This is a genomic window from Sandarakinorhabdus glacialis (genome assembly GCF_014643455.1).
Taxonomy (GTDB): domain Bacteria; phylum Pseudomonadota; class Alphaproteobacteria; order Sphingomonadales; family Sphingomonadaceae; genus Sandarakinorhabdus; species Sandarakinorhabdus glacialis.
Map to the genome: position 1 here is coordinate 101,546 of NZ_BMJM01000004.1, position 18,601 is coordinate 120,146.

Sequence of the window (18,601 nt, forward strand, 5' to 3'; positions counted from 1 at the left end):
CGAGGGGAGAGGTGAGCGGCTAGTGCTGCAGCCAGGCGGCGATGGCGGTGCCGAAATCGGGTTTGGTGACGGCGCTCATATGGTTGCCGGGGATTTCGGCGTAGGCGGCGCTTGGGAGGGTCATGGCGAGGTCGGACGCGGAGCCGTTGTCCTGGTCGTTGACGCCGCAGATGACCAGCGTGCGGATGTCGAGGGTGCGGATGGTTTCGAGCGGTGTTGCTTGTTGCGAGCGAAGGACATGAGCGACTGCTTCGCCGTCGATCTTGTTCTGCTTCATGAAGGCGGCGGCGGCATATTCGGGGGTATTGGGGGCAAAGCTGTCGGCGTTGGCGATGACGTTGAGGAACCAGGCGGCGCGCTCGGTGCCGCCTGTCAGGCCGGCGAGGCCCATACCGCCGAGGATCGCGCGGTTGGGGCGGAGGCCGCGTGCCAGCAGGCGGACGGCGGTGCGGGCGCCGAGGGAATAGCCGCCGAGGTCGAAATCGGCGAGATCGAGGTGGCGGATCAGCGCCTCGATATCGAGGGCGAGGACGTCGGCGGGATAGGCGGCGGGGTCGTGGGGTGCGGCGCTGAGGCCGTGGGCGCGGAAATCGGGCATGATGACGCGGTGGCCGGCGGCGGCGATCGCGGCGGCGGCGCCGTATTTGCGCCAGTTCATCTCCCCCGAGCTGAACAGGCCGTGGAGCAGGACGACGGGGGCGCCGTTGCCGAGCTCGTGCCAGGCGATGCGGACGCCGTCGAACGACAGGAAGTCATACTGTGTGGGGGTCATTGGTAATCCGGTGACTGGGCGCCGCGCAGGACGGTGTAGATGACGGCGGGCAGGGTGGCGGCGAGGCTCCAGGCGAGGAGCTCGACGCCGGCAAGGAGCCAGGGGTTGCCGGCGGTGATGGCGAGGATCGTCGTCGGGGCGAGGGTGAATAGCGCCAGCAGCGCCAGCACGAGGATGCGGTTGCGGTTGCCCTCCGTCAGCGCGGCGGCGCGGCGGAAGGCCTGCATCGGCGACAGGCGCTCGGCGACCGCGGCGGGGACGACGGGCATGACGACGCACGCCGCCCATAGGCCGGCGGCGAGCAGCAGCGCATCGAGCGCCCAGCCGGCGAGGGTGCCGTGGCGGGCGAATAGCTGGACCGTCAGGCCGGCGACGATGGCGGCGCCGGCGAGCAGCGCGACCTGCAGGCCGGGGGTGGCGCGGGCGAGGCCTTCGCGCAAGAATGCGCGCGGCGGCAGGGCGCGGCCGGAATAGCGGGCGACGACGCCCCAGCTGACGAGGGCGACGTAGAGCATGGCGCACACGGCGCGGGCGGTGATGACGAGGGTGGTCCAGTCGCCGGCCGCGGGGATGCTGCGGGCGAGCACCGCGGGCAGGACGACGAGCATGATGCCGGCGAGAAGGACGGCAGCGAAGTCGCGGGCATAGGCCTGCAGCGTGCGCCGGATGGTCAGCGCTACGTCGAGGCGCGGCGGCGTTGGGGGCGGCAGGGGCGTCACCCGGCAGTATCCTCGTTGGCGGCGTCGGCGGACGTCGCCGTCCTGGCGCGGGCTTGCGCCACGGCTTTCTTGAGCTCGTCATAGCCGACGGCGCCCGACAGGATGCGGTCGCCGACGACATAGGACGGCGTGCCCGTCAGCCCCAGGGCGCGGCCGAGATCGAGGTTTTTCTTGATTTCGGCCTTCAGCGCCGGCGAGCCGAGGTCCTTGGCGGTACGCATCTCGTTGAGGCCGGCGCTGCGCACGACGGCGATGGTGCGTTCATGGACGACCTTGCCAGGGGTCTCGAACATGGCGTCGTGGAAGTTTTCGTAGCGGCCCTGCAGCGCTGCCGAAAGGCTGGCCATGGCGGCCTCGTCGCTGGCCGGTGAAAGCACCGGGAAGTCACGGTAGACGATTTTGATGCCCTTGTCCTCCGCGGCCAGCCGGGCGACGTCCTTGTGGCCTTGGCGGCAAAAGGGGCAGGCATAATCGAAGAACACGACGACGGGGACATCCCCTTGCGGATTGCCCGCGACGGCGCCGGCGAAGGGGGTTTCGATGTCCTTGCGGTTCGACGCGAGCAGCTTGCCGACTTCGCGCGATTCGAGGCGGGTCATCGCCTCGGGGATGAGTTCGGGGTGCGACAGGATATATTCGCGGACGATCTTTTCGATGGCGGCGCGATCGGTGGTGCCGACGCTGGTGCCGAACGGCGGGCCGCCGGTTTGCGCGGCGAGCACGGCGCCGCCGAGGCCTGCCAGCAGGACCGCGCCGATTGCCCAGATGATCCGCACCCGTTTCTCCATGAAATCTTGAAAGGATTTTTGCATCAGCGTCGCTTCTTCTTGCCGAGTTCATCGGCGGCGACCAGCGCGATATCGTCGGCGCGGATCCAGTCTGGCGTGCCCTTGGGCAGGCCGCCGCGCGCCAGCTGGGCGTTGGCGGCAGCACCCTTGGCATTGCCTTCGAGGTTGTAGCGTTCGGCCGCGGCGAGCGCGGCGCGGGGCTCATCGCCCTTGCGATCGTAGATAACGCCGAGTTGATACCAGGCAAAGGGATTCTCGCGGTCGCGCGCGATGGCGCGCTTGAGCAGCGGCTCGGCCTCGGCGGCGTTTTTGGGATCCTCGGTCGAGATGAGGGCATGGCCGAGCAGGGTCATGATCAGCGGCTCATTCGGGGCCTTGAGCACGGCCTCGCGGAGCAGCGGCACGGCGGCGGCGGCCTTGCCCGATTCGAGCAGGATCTGGCCCTTGAGTTCAAGGAAGAACGGGTCCTCGGGCGATACGGCGAGCAATTTGTCGACCTCGCCGGCGGCCTGGTCGGCATAGGCCGAGCGGTGCCAGGCATAGGCGCGGGCATAGTGCGCCGGCACCGACTGGTTGCTTTCGGGATAGAGCGCGAGGACGCGCGGCGGTTCGTCGACGAAGCCGATGAGCTTGCCCTTGATGCGCAGGAAGCGATCGTTGAGCGCCTTGTCGGCGGGGCGGGCCCACGACGGGCTTTTGCGGTAGATGTCCTCCAAGGCGAGGATGCGGTTGCCCGATAACGGGTGGGTGCGGGCGTATTCATTCTCCTGGGGGATGGCGAGGCGGTATTCCTGGCCCTGAAGTTTCTTGAAGAAGGCGATCGAGCCGGCGCCGGAGAGCCCGGCCTTGCCGAGATACTGGGCGCCGGCCTGGTCGGCGCGGCTTTCCTGGTCGCGGGTGAAGCTGAGGAACTTGCCCTGCGCCATGGCGGTGCCCATGCCGAGGATGGCCATGCCGGCCTCGCCCGCGCCGACGGCGATGGCGGCGGCGGCACCGATCAGGGACAACAGCGAAATGTTGGTGGCGGGGCCGGCGCCTTCGCCGAAGCGGACGTTGTGGCCGCCCGCGATATGCCCGAGTTCATGGGCGATGACGCCCTGAAGTTCGCCGACATTGTCGGCGGCGGCGATCAGCCCGGAGTGGATGAAGACGTTCTGGCCGCCGGTGACGAAGGCATTGATGCTGGGATCGCCGACGAGGACAATTTGGACGGAGTTGGGATCGAGGTTGGCGGCGACGATCATTTCTTTCGAGATGTCGCGGAAGAAGTCCTCGGTTTCGGCGTCGCGGAGGATCGACTGGGCGTTGGCGGCCGATTCGAGGGTCGGCAGCAGCAGCGCCATTGACGCGAGGCTGATGGTCAGGAGGCGCGGGAGATAGGGGCGCATGAGCACGCGCATCGTCTAGCACGTCTGAACGGGTGGTGAAGTGGGGTTGGCTTATGTGGGGGAGTGCGGAACCCCCACCCCGCTCGGCTGGGGCCGAGTCGCCCTCCCCGCAGGGGGGAGGGAGTTTATGCTGCGGCGAGGAGGCGGGCGCGGCGGCGGGCGACGCTGCTGCCGAGACCGAGGGCTTCGCGGTATTTGGCGACGGTCCGCCGGGCGATGTCGAAGCCTTCGCGTTGCAGGATCTCGACGAGCTTGTCGTCGGAGAGGGTATCGTGGGTTTCGGCGGCGATAAGGCGAGCGATGCGGTCTTTTACGGCGAGGGCGGACGAGGCTTCGCCGCCATCGGAGCTGCCGACGCCGCTGGTGAAGAAATAGCGGAGCTCGAACAGGCCGCGCTCGCATTGGATGTATTTGTTCGAGGTGACGCGGCTGACGGTCGATTCGTGCATGTCGATGGCTTCGGCGATCGAGCGCAGGGTGAGGGGTTTGAGCTGGCCGACGCCGTGATCGAAGAAGCCGCGCTGGTGCTTGACCAGTTCGGCGGCGACGCGAACGATGGTGCGGGCGCGTTGATCGAGCGCTTTCAGCAACCAGTTGGCGCTGTGGACGCATTCGTTGAGGAAATTGGTGGTCGACTTGTCGGCGCCGGCCTCGAGGACGGCGTGATAGTCGCGGTCGATGAGCAGGCGTGGCAGGGTGGCCTGGTTGAGTTCGATGCGCCATTCGCCGTCGTCGCCGCGGTGGACGAAGACATCGGCGACGACGGGCGCGGCACGGTCACCGCCAAAACGAAGGCCGGGTTTCGGATCGTAGCGGCGGAGTTCGCGGATCATGTCGGCAATGTCCTCGCGGTCGAGGGCGCAGATGCGCATCAGGCCGGGAATATCGCCGCGAGCGACGAAATCGAGGTTGGCGATGAGGCAAGCCATGGCGGGATCGTAACGATCGGCGTCGCGGGCCTGGATGGCTATGCACTCGGCCAGATTGCGCGCGCCGACGCCGGTCGGTTCGAAGCGGTGGATGCCGGCGAGGACGGCTTCGACGACGGAAATGTCGACGCCGAGGCGCTCGGCGATATCCTGGGTGGGTTCGCCGAGATAGCCCGATTCGTCGATGAGATCGATGATGTGGCGGGCGATGATGAGGTCGGCGCCATCGAAGGCGGCGCTGGCCTGGATGGCAAGAATTTCGCCGAGCGACGCGTCGGCGGCGGCGAAACTGTCGAAATCGAGGTCGTCGTTGTCGCCGCCGGTGGGGGCGGCGCCCCAGTCGGCGCTGTCGCCGGGGGTGTCATGCTGGAAGCGTTCGGAGGGGTCAATATCGAGGGGGGTGTCGCCCGAGCCGGCACTGCCTTCGCCGCCGCCAAGCAGGGTATCGAGGCCGCTGGCGCTCGCATCGGGCGCGGCTTCGGCAGCGACTGGTGCATCGGCAGTGTCGGCGCCGTCGGAGGTGCTGAGCAGGGGATTCTTGTCGAGCTCCTCGCCGATATAGGCTTCGAGCTCGACATTGGTCAGGGTCAACAGCTTGATCGCCAGCTGGAGCTGGGGGGTCATCACCAGCTGCTGCGATTGCCTTAATTCGAGGCGGGGGCCGAGGCTCATGGCTAGAGGGTAAAGTCCTCGCCGAGATACACACGGCGGACGGTTTCGTCGGCGACGAGGGCTTGCGGCGTGCCTTCGAAGAGGACGCGGCCATCGTAGATGATGCAGGCGCGATCGACGATCTCGAGGGTCTCGCGGACGTTGTGGTCGGTGATGAGGACGCCGATGTCGCGGTCGCGGAGTTGCACGACCAGCGCGCGGATGTCGGCGATCGAGATGGGGTCGATGCCGGCGAAGGGTTCGTCGAGCAGCATGATCGACGGGTTGGCGGCGAGGGCGCGGGCGATCTCGCAGCGGCGGCGTTCACCGCCGGACAGCGCCATGGCGGGGGCGGCGCGCAGCCGGGTGATGTTGAATTCGCCAAGCAGCGATTCGAGTCGGGCGGCGCGGCGGGTCTTGTCGGGTTCGGCGACTTCGAGGACGGCGAGGATATTCTGCTCGACGGTCATGCCGCGGAAGATCGAGGTTTCCTGAGGCAGGTAGCCGAGGCCGAGAGCGGCGCGGCGGTACATCGGCAGGCCGGTGATGTCGTGGCCGTCGAGCAGGATGCGGCCCGAATCGGGCATGGCGAGACCCATGATCGAGTAGAAGCAGGTGGTCTTGCCGGCGCCGTTCGGTCCCAGCAAGCCTACGACTTCGCCGCGGCGGACGGACAGCGATACATCGCGCAGGATGACGCGCTTGTCGTATTTCTTGCCGATGCCGTCGACCGACAGGCCGCGCGCCACGCCCTGGCGGGCAATGGCGCGTTCCTCGGCGCGGTCGTCGTCGGGATTGGTCAGCAATAGCTCGTCGGACGCCATTTTCACTCCTGCCCTGCCTATCTCGGCCGGTTGGCGCGATTTTTGCATGGGCGCGTGAAGTTAGCGTGAACGGGCGACTTTGCAAAGTGTCTGTGGGGGGCAAGTTGAAGCCGAAACGGCGATCTTGGCTTGCGCCGGCCGCCAACGCCGTGGAGAACCGGCGCGGAATGACGATGACCATGATCCTCCTGCTGTTCGGTGCCGGTATCTGGGCGGGGGCGCAAAACGCCTTGGCGGGAGGTGGCTCGTTCATCACGCTGCCGGCGCTGATCGCTGTCGGGCTCGACCCCAAGCTGGCCAACATCACCTCGACGATGGCACTGTTTCCGGGGCAGGTGACGACCGGCTTGGCGGGGCGATCGATGGTGGCGGGCGCCGAGCGGCTGTCGTTTCGCGTGCTGGCGATCATCAGCCTGGTCGGCGGCGTGGCGGGGGCGCTGTTGTTGCTGGTCACACCGTCCAAGGTGTTTGCCGACATGGTGCCGTGGCTGGTGCTGGCGGCGACGGCATTGTTCGCGTGGAGCAGTTTCGGGCCGAAGCCGAAGACCGCCAGCGCACCGCCGGCAGCGTGGGTGTCGGCGCTGATCCAGGCGGTTATCGCGACCTATGGCGGGTTCTTCGGCGGCGGCGCGGGGATCATGACGCTAGCGGCGCTGACGCTGGCGCGGATGCCGGTGCGCAATGCCGCGGCGACCAAGAACGTGCTGGTTGGGCTGGCGAATATATCGGCGGCGGTGATCTTTGCGTCGTCGGGGGCGGTGGCATGGCGCGAGGCGGTGGCGATCGGCGCGGGGGCGATGATCGGCGGCTATGCTGGTGCGCGGGCGCTGCGGGTGCTGCCGGAGAAAGTGCTCAAGGTCGGGGTGGTGGTGATCGGGCTGGCGCTGACTGTAGGGCTGTTCGTTCGGGGTTAGGCTGGACGGTCAGCGGCGCTGGCCGTTTTCGTCGATCAGGACTTCGCGGCGACCGACGTGGTCAGGTTTCGAGACAAAGCCGTCCTGCTCCATCTGCTCGATGAGGCGGGCGGCGTTGTTGTAGCCGACGCGGAGCTGGCGCTGGAGGTAACTTGTGGAGGCCTTTTGCGCGGCGGCGATGACTTCGATGGCGCGGGCATAGGTGTCGGCTTCGTCGTCGACAGGGCCGGGAATTACAGTGCTCCCAGCACTCGCACGGGTTGCGGGGACGCCGCCTTCGAGGCCCCATTGGCCGTCGATGTCAGTGGGGTCCTCGGTGACGGCCTCGACGTAGGAGGGCATGCCTTGGCGGCGCCAATGTTCGGCGACGGCTTCGACCTCGTCGTCCGACACGAAGGGGCCGTGGACGCGGACGAGCTGCTTGCCGCCCGACATCCATAGCATGTCGCCCTTGCCGAGAAGTTGTTCGGCGCCCTGCTCGCCGAGGATGGTGCGGCTGTCGATCTTGCTGGTGACCTGGAAGCTGATGCGGGTCGGGAGATTGGCCTTGATGACGCCGGTGATGACGTCGACCGAGGGGCGCTGGGTCGCCATGATGAGATGGATGCCGGCGGCGCGGGCCTTTTGGGCGAGGCGCTGGATGAGGAATTCGACTTCCTTGCCGGCGGTCATCATCAGGTCGGCGAGTTCGTCGACGACGATGACGATGAGCGGCAGCGTTTCGAACTCGAGGACTTCCTCCTCGATGATCGGCAGCTCGGTTTCGGGGTCCCAGCCGGTCTGGACGCGGCGGACAAAGGGCTTGCCGCTGGCCTTTGATTCGAGGACCTTTTGATTGAAGTTGGCGAGCGAGCGGACGTTGATCGCCGACATCTGGCGATAACGGTCCTCCATCTGGTCGACGGCCCATTTCAGCGCGCGGATCGCCTTGGGTGGATCGGTGACGACCGGCGACAGGAGATGCGGGATGCCGTCATAGGTCTTCAGCTCGAGCATCTTGGGATCGATCATGATCATCCGGCACTGCTGCGGCGTGAGCCGGTAGAGCAGCGACAGGATCATGGCGTTTAGGCCGACCGACTTGCCCGAGCCGGTGGTGCCGGCGATGAGCAGGTGCGGCATCGGCGCGAGATCGGCGATGACGGGCTCGCCGGCGATATCCTTGCCAAGCACCAGCGGCAGGACGGCGCCGCGATCCTCGAAGGCACGGCTGCCGAGGAGTTCGGACAGGCTGACCATTTCGCGGGTGAGGTTCGGCAGCTCGATGCCGATGACGTTCTTGCCGGGGACGACAGCAACGCGGGCCGACAGCGCCGACATCGAGCGGGCGATATCGTCGGCGAGGCCGATGACGCGCGACGCCTTGATGCCGGGGGCGGGTTCGAGCTCGTACATGGTGACGACGGGGCCGGGACGGACTTCGCCGATGCGGCCGCGGACGCCGAAATCCTCGAGCACGCCTTCGAGCAGCCGGGCATTCTGTTCGAGGCTGGCGGCATCGACGCGGCGCGCGGGGCCGGCCGGCGGGGGTTTCAGCAGCGACAGGCTCGGCAGGATGGCAGCGTCGCCGAGGTCGAGCGCGGGCTGGCGTTCGTCGTTGCCGCGCTTGCCGGGTTCGGCGCGGGCGCTGGGTTCGACGACGATGGCGCGGGGCGTCGTTGGTTGGATCGCGGCGCGGATATCCTCGGCATCGGCGGGGCGTCCCAGTGGGCGCGGGCGCGGGACGACGGCGATCGGGGCGTCGTCATCGTCGTCCTCGTAGCGGGGTTCGCGGTGGAACAGCGCGGCAATGCCGCCGAGATCGGCGCGGTTGAGACCGGTGCCCCAGGCGACGAGGCCGAGGCCGAGAGGGACCAGCAGCACCGCGAACAGCGACGGCACCGAGATGCCCGACAGCAGCGCGGTGTCGCCGAGCGATTGAGCGCCCTTGCCGGCAAACCAGCCGATGGTGCCGCCGGCCCCCGAGGGGGCGCCGAGATCGCCGATGCCGAGTGCGCCGGCGGCGGCGGCGAGAACGACGACGCCGGCGAGCGTGGCGAAAATGGCACGGCGGACGGCGAAGTCGCGGCGCTCGGCGAGCCGGACGCCGGCGGTGGCGATGACCGGGGCCAGCAGCAGCGCGGCCCAGCCGAACAATTGCAGCAGCAGGTCGGCGACATGGGCACCGGGGCCTGCGAGGATGTTGACCGGCGTACGGCCGGTGACGGTGTTGAGCGAGGGATCGAGGCGCGAATAGCTGAGCAGCGCGGCCACGAGGCCGACAGCGACAAGGACCAGCGCCAGCGCGCCGGCGAGGACGAGGGTGCGGTGCAGCGCTGCCTTCGCCCACCCCAGCGCACGCGCGATGCGGCCGGGCGCGACGGGGCGCGGTTTCGAGACATTTGCTGCGCGCGTTGCCATTGCCGCCTTTACCCTGCTCTCGCCCGCTGGCGGAAGCCCTGTCCGTTCACGCTTTGAACCTGTCAGGCCACGATGGCGGATGGGGAGTCCGGGGTCAAGGCTTTGAGGCGGAAAGGCATTGGCTCAGGTGCGCCCGGTGACTTGTGGTCCGGAGGGCGGCGGCGGGAAGGCGTAGGGCGGAACCGCGGCGCCTGGCGAGCCGGCGGTAATGGCGTTGTAGAGCGGCGGACCGAGGGGGCCATAGGCGATGGCGTTGGTGACCGCGAGCGAGCCGAGCATGACGGCAATGCCCCACGCCCAGGCGGGGTGGACGCGGCCACTGCGGCGGCGGTCGGCGATGACGCCGACAAGGGGGAAAAGCATGATGGGTATGAAGGTCGCTTCGAACGCCCAGGGCGGGAGCAGCGGCATCGGCAGCAGGCGGCCGAAGCCGGGACCTATCAGGAGCGCCATGCCGCAGAAGTGCAGGCGGCGGTGCCAGCCGGTCTGGCGGCGCAGCACGACGGCGGCGGCGGTGAGGCCGGCGAAGGTAAACACCGTCATCGGATCGAGGACGAGGAAGTGCACGGGCTGGAAGAAGAACGGCACCTGGCCGCTGCGGACCATGGAAACGGTAACCATGCAGCCGAGGACGACCATGGCGACCACCCAGCCGGTGCCGATCCAGCCCAGACGACGGTGGAGGACGGTGTTGCCGGTGGCGACGAAGACATTCTGCAGCAGGTAGAGCACGACCCAGCCCATGAAGACGATGGCATGGGCATGGACGAGGGGCGGCGCGGCGAAGCTCGAGCGGCCCATGGCGAGCTGCGTCGAAAAACCGGCGACGACGACCAGCGTCATGACGATGGCCGACACCATGAAAAAGCGGCTGTCGTTGCCGACGACGCGGTGCGGCGGCTGTTGCAGGACCGGTGTATCAGCCAGCGTTGCCATGCCGTATTCCCCCGGCGCGTGAAACCAGTCGCCAATTGTAAACCGTTACGGGGCTGACCGCAACGGTAGTGGCGCGTTCGCGGCATTCTGGCTGGCGCCTCCGCGCTGGCAGCATTAATCCGGTCCGATGCGTGAACCGATCGATGGGCGCTGCCACTGCGGCACAGTGACATTTCGTGTCGTGCTGAACGATGGCCTGGCCAGCGCGATGCGGTGCAACTGCAGTTATTGCCGCATGCGCGGTGCAGTGGCGGTCACGGCGCGGCTGGACGATGTCACCATCTTGAGCGGCGCAGAATCGCTGACGCTTTACGAATTCAATACCCGGACGGCGAAGCATTACTTTTGCCGGATCTGCGGCATCCACACATTTCACCAGCGGCGGTCGAACCCCGGTGAATATGGCGTCAATCTCGCGTGTCTGGCGGGGATGAGCCCGTTCGATCTCGCCGAGGTGACGGTGACCGACGGGGTGCATCACACGTCCGACAGTGAAGATGGTAAAAAGCGCGTGGTCGGGGTGTTGCGCTTCATGGCGGGCAAGACATCCCCGTGCGTCTGATTTGCTCAAAATGGGGACCGTGGGGATAACGGCGACGCCGACGTCTATCCCGCAGGGCCGACGCTATATGCTTTCGCGCCAAGGCGGTTTCAGCGAATGGCGCTAATGTGCGAGGCATGGACAGTCCGCGACCGGCGACGGCGCAATCAGGGGCGCGGCGAATTACGGGCTGGATGACAGCCCGTTATGGGCAACTGCGCCTGGCGCGAGCGTCGAACACGATCGACGCCTTGCTGATATCCTATCCCAAGTCGGGGCGGACGTGGTTCCGTTTCATCCTGGCAACCTATTTTGCACATGTCATCGGTTTGGAGGCGGATATCGACCTGCATAGCATGTTCGGCATCCTGCCCAATCTGGACTGGGATCGGAAACGCGGCATACCGGCCTATCAGGCGGGACCGACGCGGGGGCTGGTCCCATTGATCGCCGTCAGCCACCGCTACCGATCGCTGGTCACGCCGGTTCCGGTGATCATGATGGTTCGCGATCCGCGCGACGTGATTGTCTCGGCCTATTTTCATGCCACGCGGCACAAGCACCGATACACCGGCACCATCGACGATTTCGTTCGCGACGACGCGCAGGGCTTGCCCGACCTGATGCAATATTTGAACGAGTGCGCGCTGTTGCTGGAAAAACACCCGCGCTGCGTGGTGACCTATGAGCGGTTGAGTGCCGCGCCCGAGGCCGAAACGGCACGCGTGCTGCGGTTCCTGGGGCAGGAACCGGATGCGGATTGCGTCCGCCGGGCGGTTGCCGCGGCGAACATCGAGGCGATGCGTGCGCTCGAAGTGGAGAGCGGTATTCCCGGGCATGATTATGACCGGACGGACCCCGAAGCGCTGCGGATGCGGCGCGGTGCGGCCGGCGGTTATCGTGATTATCTGAGCAAGGACACGCTGGACTGGATCGACGAGACCTGCCGGCAACGCCTCGACACGGCGACGCTGAGACTGCTGGCGGCGTAACGCCGGACGGACATCATGTCCGCTTGGGGGCTGCGATGGGATGAGCTAGACCCGAGGGCATGAATGCAGATGTGATCATTATCGGCGGCGGGCTGATCGGCTCGACATTGGCGCTGGCGCTGGCGCGGCACGAGGTTTCAAGCATCGTTGTCGATGCACAGGACCTCGACGCGACGACGCTGGCGACGTTCGACGGGCGGGCGAGCGCGGTGGCGAGTGCCTCGGCACGGATGTTGCGGGCGCTGGGGCTAGGCGAGGTGCTCGACAGCGACGGCTGCGCGATCCGGGCGATCCGGGTGACCGACGGGATTGCGCCGCAGTATTTGCATTTCGATGCGGGGGCTGAAGGCGATCCGCTGGGGATCATGGTCGAGAATCGGCTGTTGCGGATTGCGTTGTTGAAGGCGGTACGCGCCGAGCCGCTGGTGACTTTGGTGGCGCCGGCGGTGGTGGCGAGCCTGGTGCGCGATGATCATGCGGCGACGTTGACGCTGGCGGATGGGCGGGTGTTTACGGCGCCGCTGGCGGTTGCGGCGGATGGGCGGAAGTCGAAGACGCGCGAGGGTGCAGGGATTCGGCTGGCGAGCTGGTCGTATCCGAATGCGGCGCTGGTGACGATGGTGGCGCATTCGGTGCCGCACGGCAGTGTAGCATGCGAGCTGTTTTACCCGTCGGGACCCATGGCACTTTTGCCGATGATCGACAGTGAAGATGGGCGGCCGCGGACAGCGATCGTGTGGACGGTCGACGAGGCGGCGGCGGCTGGTGCACGCAAGCTGGGCCCGGTGGCGCTGGCGGCGGAGATTGCGGCGCGGATCGACGGCACTTTGGGGGAGATCGAGGTGATTGCCCCGCAGGCGGTGTGGCCGCTGGGGTATCATCATGCGGCGAGTTACAGCGCGCAACGGCTGCTGCTGATCGGGGATGCGGCGCACGGGATCCATCCGATTGCCGGGCAAGGACTCAACATGGGGTTCCGCGATGTTGCGGCGATGGCCGAGATTCTGGTCGAGGCGGCGCGGACGGGGCAGGATTTGGGGGCACCGGATGTGCTCAAGCGCTATTCGGCTTGGCGGCGGTTCGATAATTCGATGGTCGGGGCGGTGACCGATGGGCTGAACAAGCTGTTCGCGGTGCCGGGGCGGGTCCCGGCGGCGGCGCGGCGGTTCGGGCTGGCGGGGGTGGAACGGGTGCCGATGCTGAAGGCGCGATTCATGGCGGAGGCGCGGGGGGAGACGGGGGAATTGCCGGCTTTGTTGCGGGGTGAATTGGTTTGAGATTGGCGAGCGGGTGAACCCCCACCCCGCTCGGCTGGGGCCGAGTCGCCCTCCCCTCAAGGGGGAGGGAGTTTTTAAAGTCAGTCTTCTAGCGGGGTGAATTCGCGGGCTTCTTCGATGAGTAGGATCGGGACGCCGCCGCGAATCGGGTAGGCTAGGCCGGCTTTGTCGGCGACGAGTTCCTGGGCGGCTTCGTCGAGGCGTAGCGGCGTGCGGGTCATCGGGCAGACGAGGATTGCCAGCAGCTTTGGGTCGAGGCTCATTGGAGTGTTGGCCGGTCGCCTTCGCCGCTCGGGCCTTGGGCGAAGGTCATCAGCGCGGTGAGGGTGGCGGCGCGGTCGGCGAGGTCGTCGGCTTCGAGGAGTGCCTGCTTCTCGGCGGGGTCGAAGGGACAGATGCTGGCGAGCGTGGTGACGAGCGATTCATCGTCGGCGGAGTGGACGGCCTCCCAGTCGGCGGAGAGACCCTGGGTGTCGAGATAGGTGCGCAGCACGTCCTCGAGGCCGGCGCGGGCGACGGCGGCGAGGGCGTCGGGCTCGTCGCGGTCTTCAGTGAAATCATGATAATCGGCCATGACCTGGCGGTATAGCGTCGTGCGATCGAGCTCGGCGGCGATGCGGAAGCGGCTGACGCCGGTGAGCGCGACGAGGACGCGGCCGTCCTCGGTTTCGCGGTAGTCACCGATGCGGCCGAGGCAGCCGACCGCGTAAAGTGGCGGCGGCTCGCCCTCGGTGCGGGGCTGAATGATGCCGATGATCCGATTCGCGGCGCCGGTGGCGGCCATCGCGTCGCGGACCATCGCGAGATAGCGCGGCTCGAAGATGTTGAGCGGCAGTATCCCGCGCGGCAGCAGGAGTGCACCCGACAGCGGGAAGACCGGCACGGCGACTGGCAGGGGTTCGTGGCCCGTCATGGCAAGACCCTCCTCATGAGAACAGGATCGATCGCAGCCGGGCGCGGGTGCGGATGCTCCAGGCGTCATCGAGCCCGGTGGCTTCGAAGATCTTGAGCAGGGTCGTGCGCGCGGCGCCTTCGTTCCAGCCGCGATCGGCGGCGATAGTGTGGAGGAGGTGGTCGGCGGCGGCGTCGCGGTTGCCGCCGGCGAGGAGCGCGCCGGCGAGGTCGAAGCGCAGCTGGTGATCGTCGGGGTTGGCGGCGACTTCCGATTCGAGGGCCGAAAGGTCGTCGACGGGGACGGCGTCGGCAGCGAGGGCGATGGCGGCGCGGGCGCGAGTTACGTCGGCGTCCTTCGATTCGGCGGGCACGGCGGTGAGCGCGGCGGCGGCATCGTCGGTGCGGCCGGCGGCGAGCAATGCCAGCGCGTATTTGCCGGCGACGGGCTCGCGGTCGGGGAATTCCTGTGCGAGGGCGCCGAGCATGGCGGCAGCGTCTTCGTGCGCGCCTTCGGCCATTGCGGCGTTGGAGGCTTCGATGAGTGCGGCGATTTCGGCTTCGGCATCGACTTCGCCAGGGGCCGGGGGGGCACCAGCCAGGAGGCGCGCGATGAAGGCCTTGAGCTCGGATTCGCCGAGCGCGCCCTGGAAACCGTCGACCGGCTGGCCGTTGAGGAAGGCATAGACGGTCGGGATCGACTGGATGCGAAATTGCGAAGCAAGCGTCTGGTTCTTGTCGACGTCGATCTTGACCAGTTTGACGCGGTCGGCATCGGCGGCGACGACGCGCTCGAGCAGCGGGGTGAGGGTCTTGCAGGGGCCGCACCATTCGGCCCAGAAGTCGACGAGAACGAGGGCGTCCTTCGACGCATCGACGACGTCGCGGCGGAAGGCCTCGATGCTGGCTTTTTCAGTGGCGGCAGTGGCGAGGCTGGCCAAGGTGATATCCTCAATGCGGGCGGTTTCGGCCATATGGGGGCCGGGGGGGCACTTTGCCAACCCTGCAGGGGTATTGCGGGCGCGTGTTGGCGTCGCAGGCAGTTTTTTCGGCGATTGTTCTTGCATCGGCGCGCGCCCTAGTGTTAACCGCGCCGCTCGCCACGGGGTTAGCCCCCTTGGCCGAGCGGGCGTAGCTCAGGGGTAGAGCGCAACCTTGCCAAGGTTGAAGTCGAGGGTTCGAATCCCTTCGCCCGCTCCATTTCATTAGAAATGGAGCTGACCGACCCTTCCGGGGGTGCCGGTCATTGCGATTTTTCGATCACCCAGCGGTGGTCTTCGTAAACCATGGAAACGACCGGGCGGCCGGCTTCGTCGAGCGCGGGACGATAGCGGAAGCGCTCCATGACCAGGTTGCAGGTGGTTTCGTCGAGGAGCGCGTTGCCGCTCGATTCGATGATGTCGCAGGCGGTGACGCGGCCGTTGGTGCCGACGTGGTAGCGCGCGACAAGCGCGCCCTGGAGCTCGGCCATGACCGCCGCGCGGGGATAGTCCGAGTCGCGGATGCGGCCGCGGAGCCAGCGCGGCGGGGTGCCGCCACCGCCGTCGCCGTCGCCGGCATCGCCGTCGCCGCGGCCGGGGCCGGGTTCGCCGTTGCCGAGTCCCTCGCCGGTGGCGGCGGCGCCGGCGGTGGGGGCAGCGCCGTCGCCGGCGATGGGGGCGGCGGTGATCGGCGGCAGGATCAGGATCGGGATGATCGGCGGCGGGGCGACGAAGATGGTGGGGATGGATTTGGGCGCCGGCGCGGCGGTCGTCGAGCGCGGGCGCGGGGCGGTGGGCTTGGGCGGCGGCGGGGGTGTCGGCTCGGGCGGGGCGGCGATCGGCGAGATCGGCAGGATGACGGGCTCCGGAACGATCATCGGGCGGCCGGCGGAGAGGCCGATGAACAGCGCATAGCCGAGGATGGCCTGGAGCAGCAGCGCGCCGGCGGCGCCCTTGAGCTTGTTGGAGGTCTGTTCGTCGATCACCGGCGCATCATGACACGGCGCGGCTGAACGGCGGCAGAGCGGCAGCACTTCGCCTGTGCAGCGATATCGCCTATGGGTCGGGAATGGCAGGCCATGATCACGAAACGCATGACGGACACGCTGGTCACGGGCAGCACGGCCATAGCCATGCGCCGAAGGATTTCGGGACGGCGTTCGCGGTCGGGATCGGGCTCAATCTTGCTTATGTGATCGCTGAGGCCGGGTTCGGGGTCGCGACGGGGTCGATGGCGCTGCTGGCGGACGCCGGGCATAACCTGTCCGACGTGCTTGGGCTGGCGGTGGCGTGGGCGGGGTTGCGGCTGGCGACGCGGGCGCCGAGTGCGCGCTTTACCTATGGGCTGAAGCGCAGCGGCATTCTCGCGGCGCTGGCCAATGCGGTGTTCCTGTTCGTCGCCTGCGGGGCGATTGCGGTCGAGGCGTTCCGGCGGCTCGGCGATCCGCAACCGGTTCCGGGCGTGACGGTGATGGTCGTCGCGGGCATGGGCATCTTGGTCAACGGGTTTACCGCCTGGCTGTTTTCGGGTGGTAGCGGTTCGGGCAAAGACGGCGACGTCAATATTCGCGGCGCGTATCTCCACATGCTTGCCGATGCTGGAATTTCAGCGGCGGTGGTGGTGGCGGGCCTCATCGTGCTCAAGACCGGCGCCTATTGGGTCGATCCGGCGCTGAGCCTGATTGTCGTTGCGGTGATCCTGCGCGGGACATGGGGCCTCATGCGCGAATCGGTGGCGCTAGCGCTCGATGCGGTGCCGCCGGGAATCGATCCCGAGGCGGTGACGGCGTTCCTCGGCGAGCGGCCGGGGGTGGCGGCGGTGCATCATTTACATATCTGGCCGATGGGGACGACCGATACGGCGATGACGGCGCATCTGGTGATGCCGGGTGGGCACCCCGGCGATGCGGTGCTGGCCGGGCTGGCGCATGACGTCGAGCACAAGTTCAGGATCGGCCATGCGACGTTCCAGGTCGAGATCGGGGCGGTGGATTGCCGGCAGGCGGCCTGCGTGTGATGTCACGTGCAAAGTCGCAGGTGGAAGTCCGGAGCGCCCGCCGCTAGAGCAGCGGGCACAGACCGGAAAGGCAATTTGATGCGCATTATCGACCATTATATCGGCGGACAGTCGGTTTCGGCCGGCGTTCGGACCAGCGACGTCTTCGATCCCAACAGTGGCAAGGTGCAGGCGCAGGTACGCTTGGGCGGGGCGGCCGAGCTCGATGCGGCGATGGCGGCGGCGAAGGCGGCGCAACCGGGCTGGGCGGCGACCAACCCGCAGCGGCGCGCGCGGGTGATGTTCAAGTTCAAGGAGCTCGTCGAGGCCGAGATCGACGAGCTGGCGCGGATCCTGTCGAGCGAGCATGGCAAGGTGCTGGCCGATTCGAAGGGCGATATTCAGCGCGGGCTCGAGGTCATCGAATTCTGCTGCGGCATCCCACATGTGCTGAAGGGTGAGTTTACCCATGGCGCGGGGCCGGGCATCGATATCTGGTCGATGCGGCAGCCGATCGGCATCGGGGCGGGCATCACGCCGTTCAATTTCCCGGCGATGATCCCGATGTGGATGGCCGGCGTGGCGATCGCGACCGGCAATGCCTTTATCCTGAAGCCTTCGGAGCGCGACCCGACCTTGCCGGTGCGGCTGGGCGAGCTGTTCAAGCTGGCCGGGTTGCCCGATGGCGTGTTCGGCGTCGTCAACGGCGACAAGGAGATGGTCGACGCGATTTTGGAACATCCCGATATCGCGGCGGTGAGCTTCGTCGGGTCGTCGGACGTGGCGCATTATATTTCCAGCAAGGGCTGGGCCAACGGCAAGCGCGTCCAGGCGATGGGCGGCGCGAAGAACCACGGCGTCATCATGCCCGATGCCGATCTCGACCAGGTCGTGCGTGACCTGGCGGGCGCGGCGTTCGGGTCGGCGGGGGAACGCTGCATGGCGTTGCCGGTCGTGGTGCCGGTCGGGGCGGATACGGCCAACCGGCTGCGTGACAAATTGCTGCCGGCGATCGCGGCTCTGCGGATCGGCGTGTCGACCGACCCCGATGCCGATTATGGCCCGGTGGTGACGGCGGCGCACAAGACGAAGATCGAATCCTATATCGACATGGGCGTTGCCGAGGGGGCCGAGCTGGTCGTCGACGGGCGCGGCTTTTCGTTGCAGGGGCATGAGGGCGGGTTCTTTGTCGGGCCGACGCTGTTCGACCAGGTCAAGCCCGAGATGCGGAGCTATCAGGAGGAGATTTTCGGGCCGGTGCTGCAGATCGTGCGGGCCGATGATTTCGAGGCGGCGCTGAAGCTGTGCAGCGACCACCAATACGGCAATGGCGTGGCGATCTTCACGCGCAACGGCCATGCGGCGCGCGAGTTCGCGGCGCGGGTCAATGTCGGGATGGTCGGCGTCAACGTGCCGATCCCGGTGCCGGTGGCGTATCACAGTTTCGGCGGCTGGAAGCGCAGTGCGTTCGGCGACATCGGCCAGCACGGCATGGAAGGCGTGCAGTTCTGGACCAAGCGCAAGACGGTAACGGGGCGCTGGCCCGATGGCGGGGTCGGGGACACGGGCAGCGCGTTCGTCATCCCGACGATGGCGTGACCGG

18 protein-coding genes and 1 tRNA gene are annotated in these 18,601 nt (G+C 67.5%); 7 read left to right on the forward strand and 12 right to left on the reverse strand.

The features are described 5' to 3' along the window. Positions 1-19: 19 nt before the first annotated feature. The 6 genes from IEW98_RS07075 to lptB form a co-directional block, all read right to left on the reverse strand. On the reverse strand, positions 20-772 hold the full coding sequence (locus IEW98_RS07075; protein WP_188762237.1) for an alpha/beta fold hydrolase: 753 nt from the start codon (positions 770-772) through the stop codon (positions 20-22). Then, positions 769-1,491 (reverse strand): hypothetical protein, encoded by a 723-nt coding sequence (locus IEW98_RS07080; protein ID WP_188762238.1) that lies wholly within the window; start codon positions 1,489-1,491, stop codon positions 769-771. Before IEW98_RS07080 ends, IEW98_RS07075 begins: the two co-directional genes overlap by 4 nt. After that, entirely contained in the window at positions 1,488-2,303 is an 816-nt protein-coding gene (locus tag IEW98_RS07085; RefSeq protein ID WP_188762239.1) for a DsbA family protein, read from the reverse strand. The genes IEW98_RS07080 and IEW98_RS07085 overlap by 4 nt, the downstream gene beginning before the upstream one ends. Then, complete coding sequence (locus IEW98_RS07090) at positions 2,303-3,667, reverse strand: M48 family metalloprotease (protein ID WP_188762426.1); 1,365 nt, start codon at positions 3,665-3,667, stop codon at positions 2,303-2,305. Before IEW98_RS07090 ends, IEW98_RS07085 begins: the two co-directional genes overlap by 1 nt. A 125-nt stretch (positions 3,668-3,792) precedes the next feature. Beyond that, positions 3,793-5,268, reverse strand: a complete 1,476-nt coding sequence (gene rpoN, locus IEW98_RS07095; RefSeq protein WP_188762240.1) for an RNA polymerase factor sigma-54 — start codon at positions 5,266-5,268, stop codon at positions 3,793-3,795. 2 nt (positions 5,269-5,270) lie between these two features. Continuing rightward, positions 5,271-6,071: an LPS export ABC transporter ATP-binding protein gene (gene lptB / locus IEW98_RS07100; protein WP_243450608.1), complete on the reverse strand. Its 801-nt coding sequence runs from the start codon at positions 6,069-6,071 to the stop codon at positions 5,271-5,273. A gap of 173 nt (positions 6,072-6,244) precedes the next feature. On the opposite strand from lptB, the gene IEW98_RS07105 reads away from it, so the two are divergent. After that, positions 6,245-6,985, forward strand: a complete 741-nt coding sequence (locus IEW98_RS07105; RefSeq protein ID WP_243450609.1) for a sulfite exporter TauE/SafE family protein — start codon at positions 6,245-6,247, stop codon at positions 6,983-6,985. Positions 6,986-6,994: 9 nt separating this feature from the next. Here the strand turns inward: IEW98_RS07105 and IEW98_RS07110 are convergent, their stop codons facing one another. Beyond that, complete coding sequence (locus IEW98_RS07110) at positions 6,995-9,385, reverse strand: FtsK/SpoIIIE family DNA translocase (RefSeq protein ID WP_188762241.1); 2,391 nt, start codon at positions 9,383-9,385, stop codon at positions 6,995-6,997. 123 nt (positions 9,386-9,508) lie between these two features. Continuing rightward, positions 9,509-10,321: a DUF2306 domain-containing protein gene (locus IEW98_RS07115; RefSeq protein ID WP_243450610.1), complete on the reverse strand. Its 813-nt coding sequence runs from the start codon at positions 10,319-10,321 to the stop codon at positions 9,509-9,511. 127 nt (positions 10,322-10,448) lie between these two features. Between IEW98_RS07115 and IEW98_RS07120 the strand changes: the two genes are divergently transcribed. The 3 genes from IEW98_RS07120 (at position 10,449) to IEW98_RS07130 (ending at position 13,131) form a co-directional block, all read left to right on the forward strand. After that, complete coding sequence (locus IEW98_RS07120) at positions 10,449-10,883, forward strand: GFA family protein (protein WP_188762242.1); 435 nt, start codon at positions 10,449-10,451, stop codon at positions 10,881-10,883. Between the two features lie 116 nt (positions 10,884-10,999). Continuing rightward, complete coding sequence (locus IEW98_RS07125; protein WP_207792529.1) at positions 11,000-11,854, forward strand: sulfotransferase domain-containing protein; 855 nt, start codon at positions 11,000-11,002, stop codon at positions 11,852-11,854. Between the two features lie 59 nt (positions 11,855-11,913). Beyond that, complete coding sequence (locus IEW98_RS07130; protein WP_188762243.1) at positions 11,914-13,131, forward strand: FAD-dependent monooxygenase; 1,218 nt, start codon at positions 11,914-11,916, stop codon at positions 13,129-13,131. A gap of 80 nt (positions 13,132-13,211) precedes the next feature. On the opposite strand, the gene IEW98_RS07135 is transcribed toward IEW98_RS07130, so the two are convergent. Genes IEW98_RS07135 through trxA form a run of 3 tightly spaced genes read right to left on the reverse strand, consistent with a single transcriptional unit; the run spans position 13,212 to position 14,996 of the window. Beyond that, positions 13,212-13,394, reverse strand: a complete 183-nt coding sequence (locus tag IEW98_RS07135; protein WP_188762244.1) for a Trm112 family protein — start codon at positions 13,392-13,394, stop codon at positions 13,212-13,214. Then, complete coding sequence (locus IEW98_RS07140) at positions 13,391-14,044, reverse strand: LON peptidase substrate-binding domain-containing protein (RefSeq protein ID WP_188762245.1); 654 nt, start codon at positions 14,042-14,044, stop codon at positions 13,391-13,393. Before IEW98_RS07140 ends, IEW98_RS07135 begins: the two co-directional genes overlap by 4 nt. Positions 14,045-14,057: 13 nt before the next feature. After that, complete coding sequence (gene trxA / locus IEW98_RS07145; RefSeq protein WP_188762246.1) at positions 14,058-14,996, reverse strand: thioredoxin; 939 nt, start codon at positions 14,994-14,996, stop codon at positions 14,058-14,060. Between the two features lie 151 nt (positions 14,997-15,147). On the opposite strand from trxA, the gene IEW98_RS07150 reads away from it, so the two are divergent. Next, a tRNA-Gly gene (locus IEW98_RS07150) sits at positions 15,148-15,222 on the forward strand. A 43-nt stretch (positions 15,223-15,265) separates the two neighbouring features. Here IEW98_RS07150 and IEW98_RS07155 read toward each other — a convergent pair. Further along, positions 15,266-15,988 carry an energy transducer TonB gene (locus IEW98_RS07155; RefSeq protein ID WP_188762247.1) on the reverse strand — a complete coding sequence of 241 codons (723 nt, stop codon included), beginning with the start codon at positions 15,986-15,988 and terminating at the stop codon, positions 15,266-15,268. An 83-nt stretch (positions 15,989-16,071) separates the two neighbouring features. On the opposite strand from IEW98_RS07155, the gene IEW98_RS07160 reads away from it, so the two are divergent. Together IEW98_RS07160 and IEW98_RS07165 are read left to right on the forward strand one after the other, a co-directional pair. Further along, positions 16,072-17,019: a cation diffusion facilitator family transporter gene (locus IEW98_RS07160; RefSeq protein ID WP_188762248.1), complete on the forward strand. Its 948-nt coding sequence runs from the start codon at positions 16,072-16,074 to the stop codon at positions 17,017-17,019. A gap of 78 nt (positions 17,020-17,097) precedes the next feature. Further along, the gene (locus IEW98_RS07165) at positions 17,098-18,597 is read left to right on the forward strand and encodes a CoA-acylating methylmalonate-semialdehyde dehydrogenase (protein WP_188762249.1); all 1,500 of its coding nucleotides are present in this window, start codon (positions 17,098-17,100) and stop codon (positions 18,595-18,597) included. The last annotated feature ends 4 nt before the right edge of the window (positions 18,598-18,601 follow it).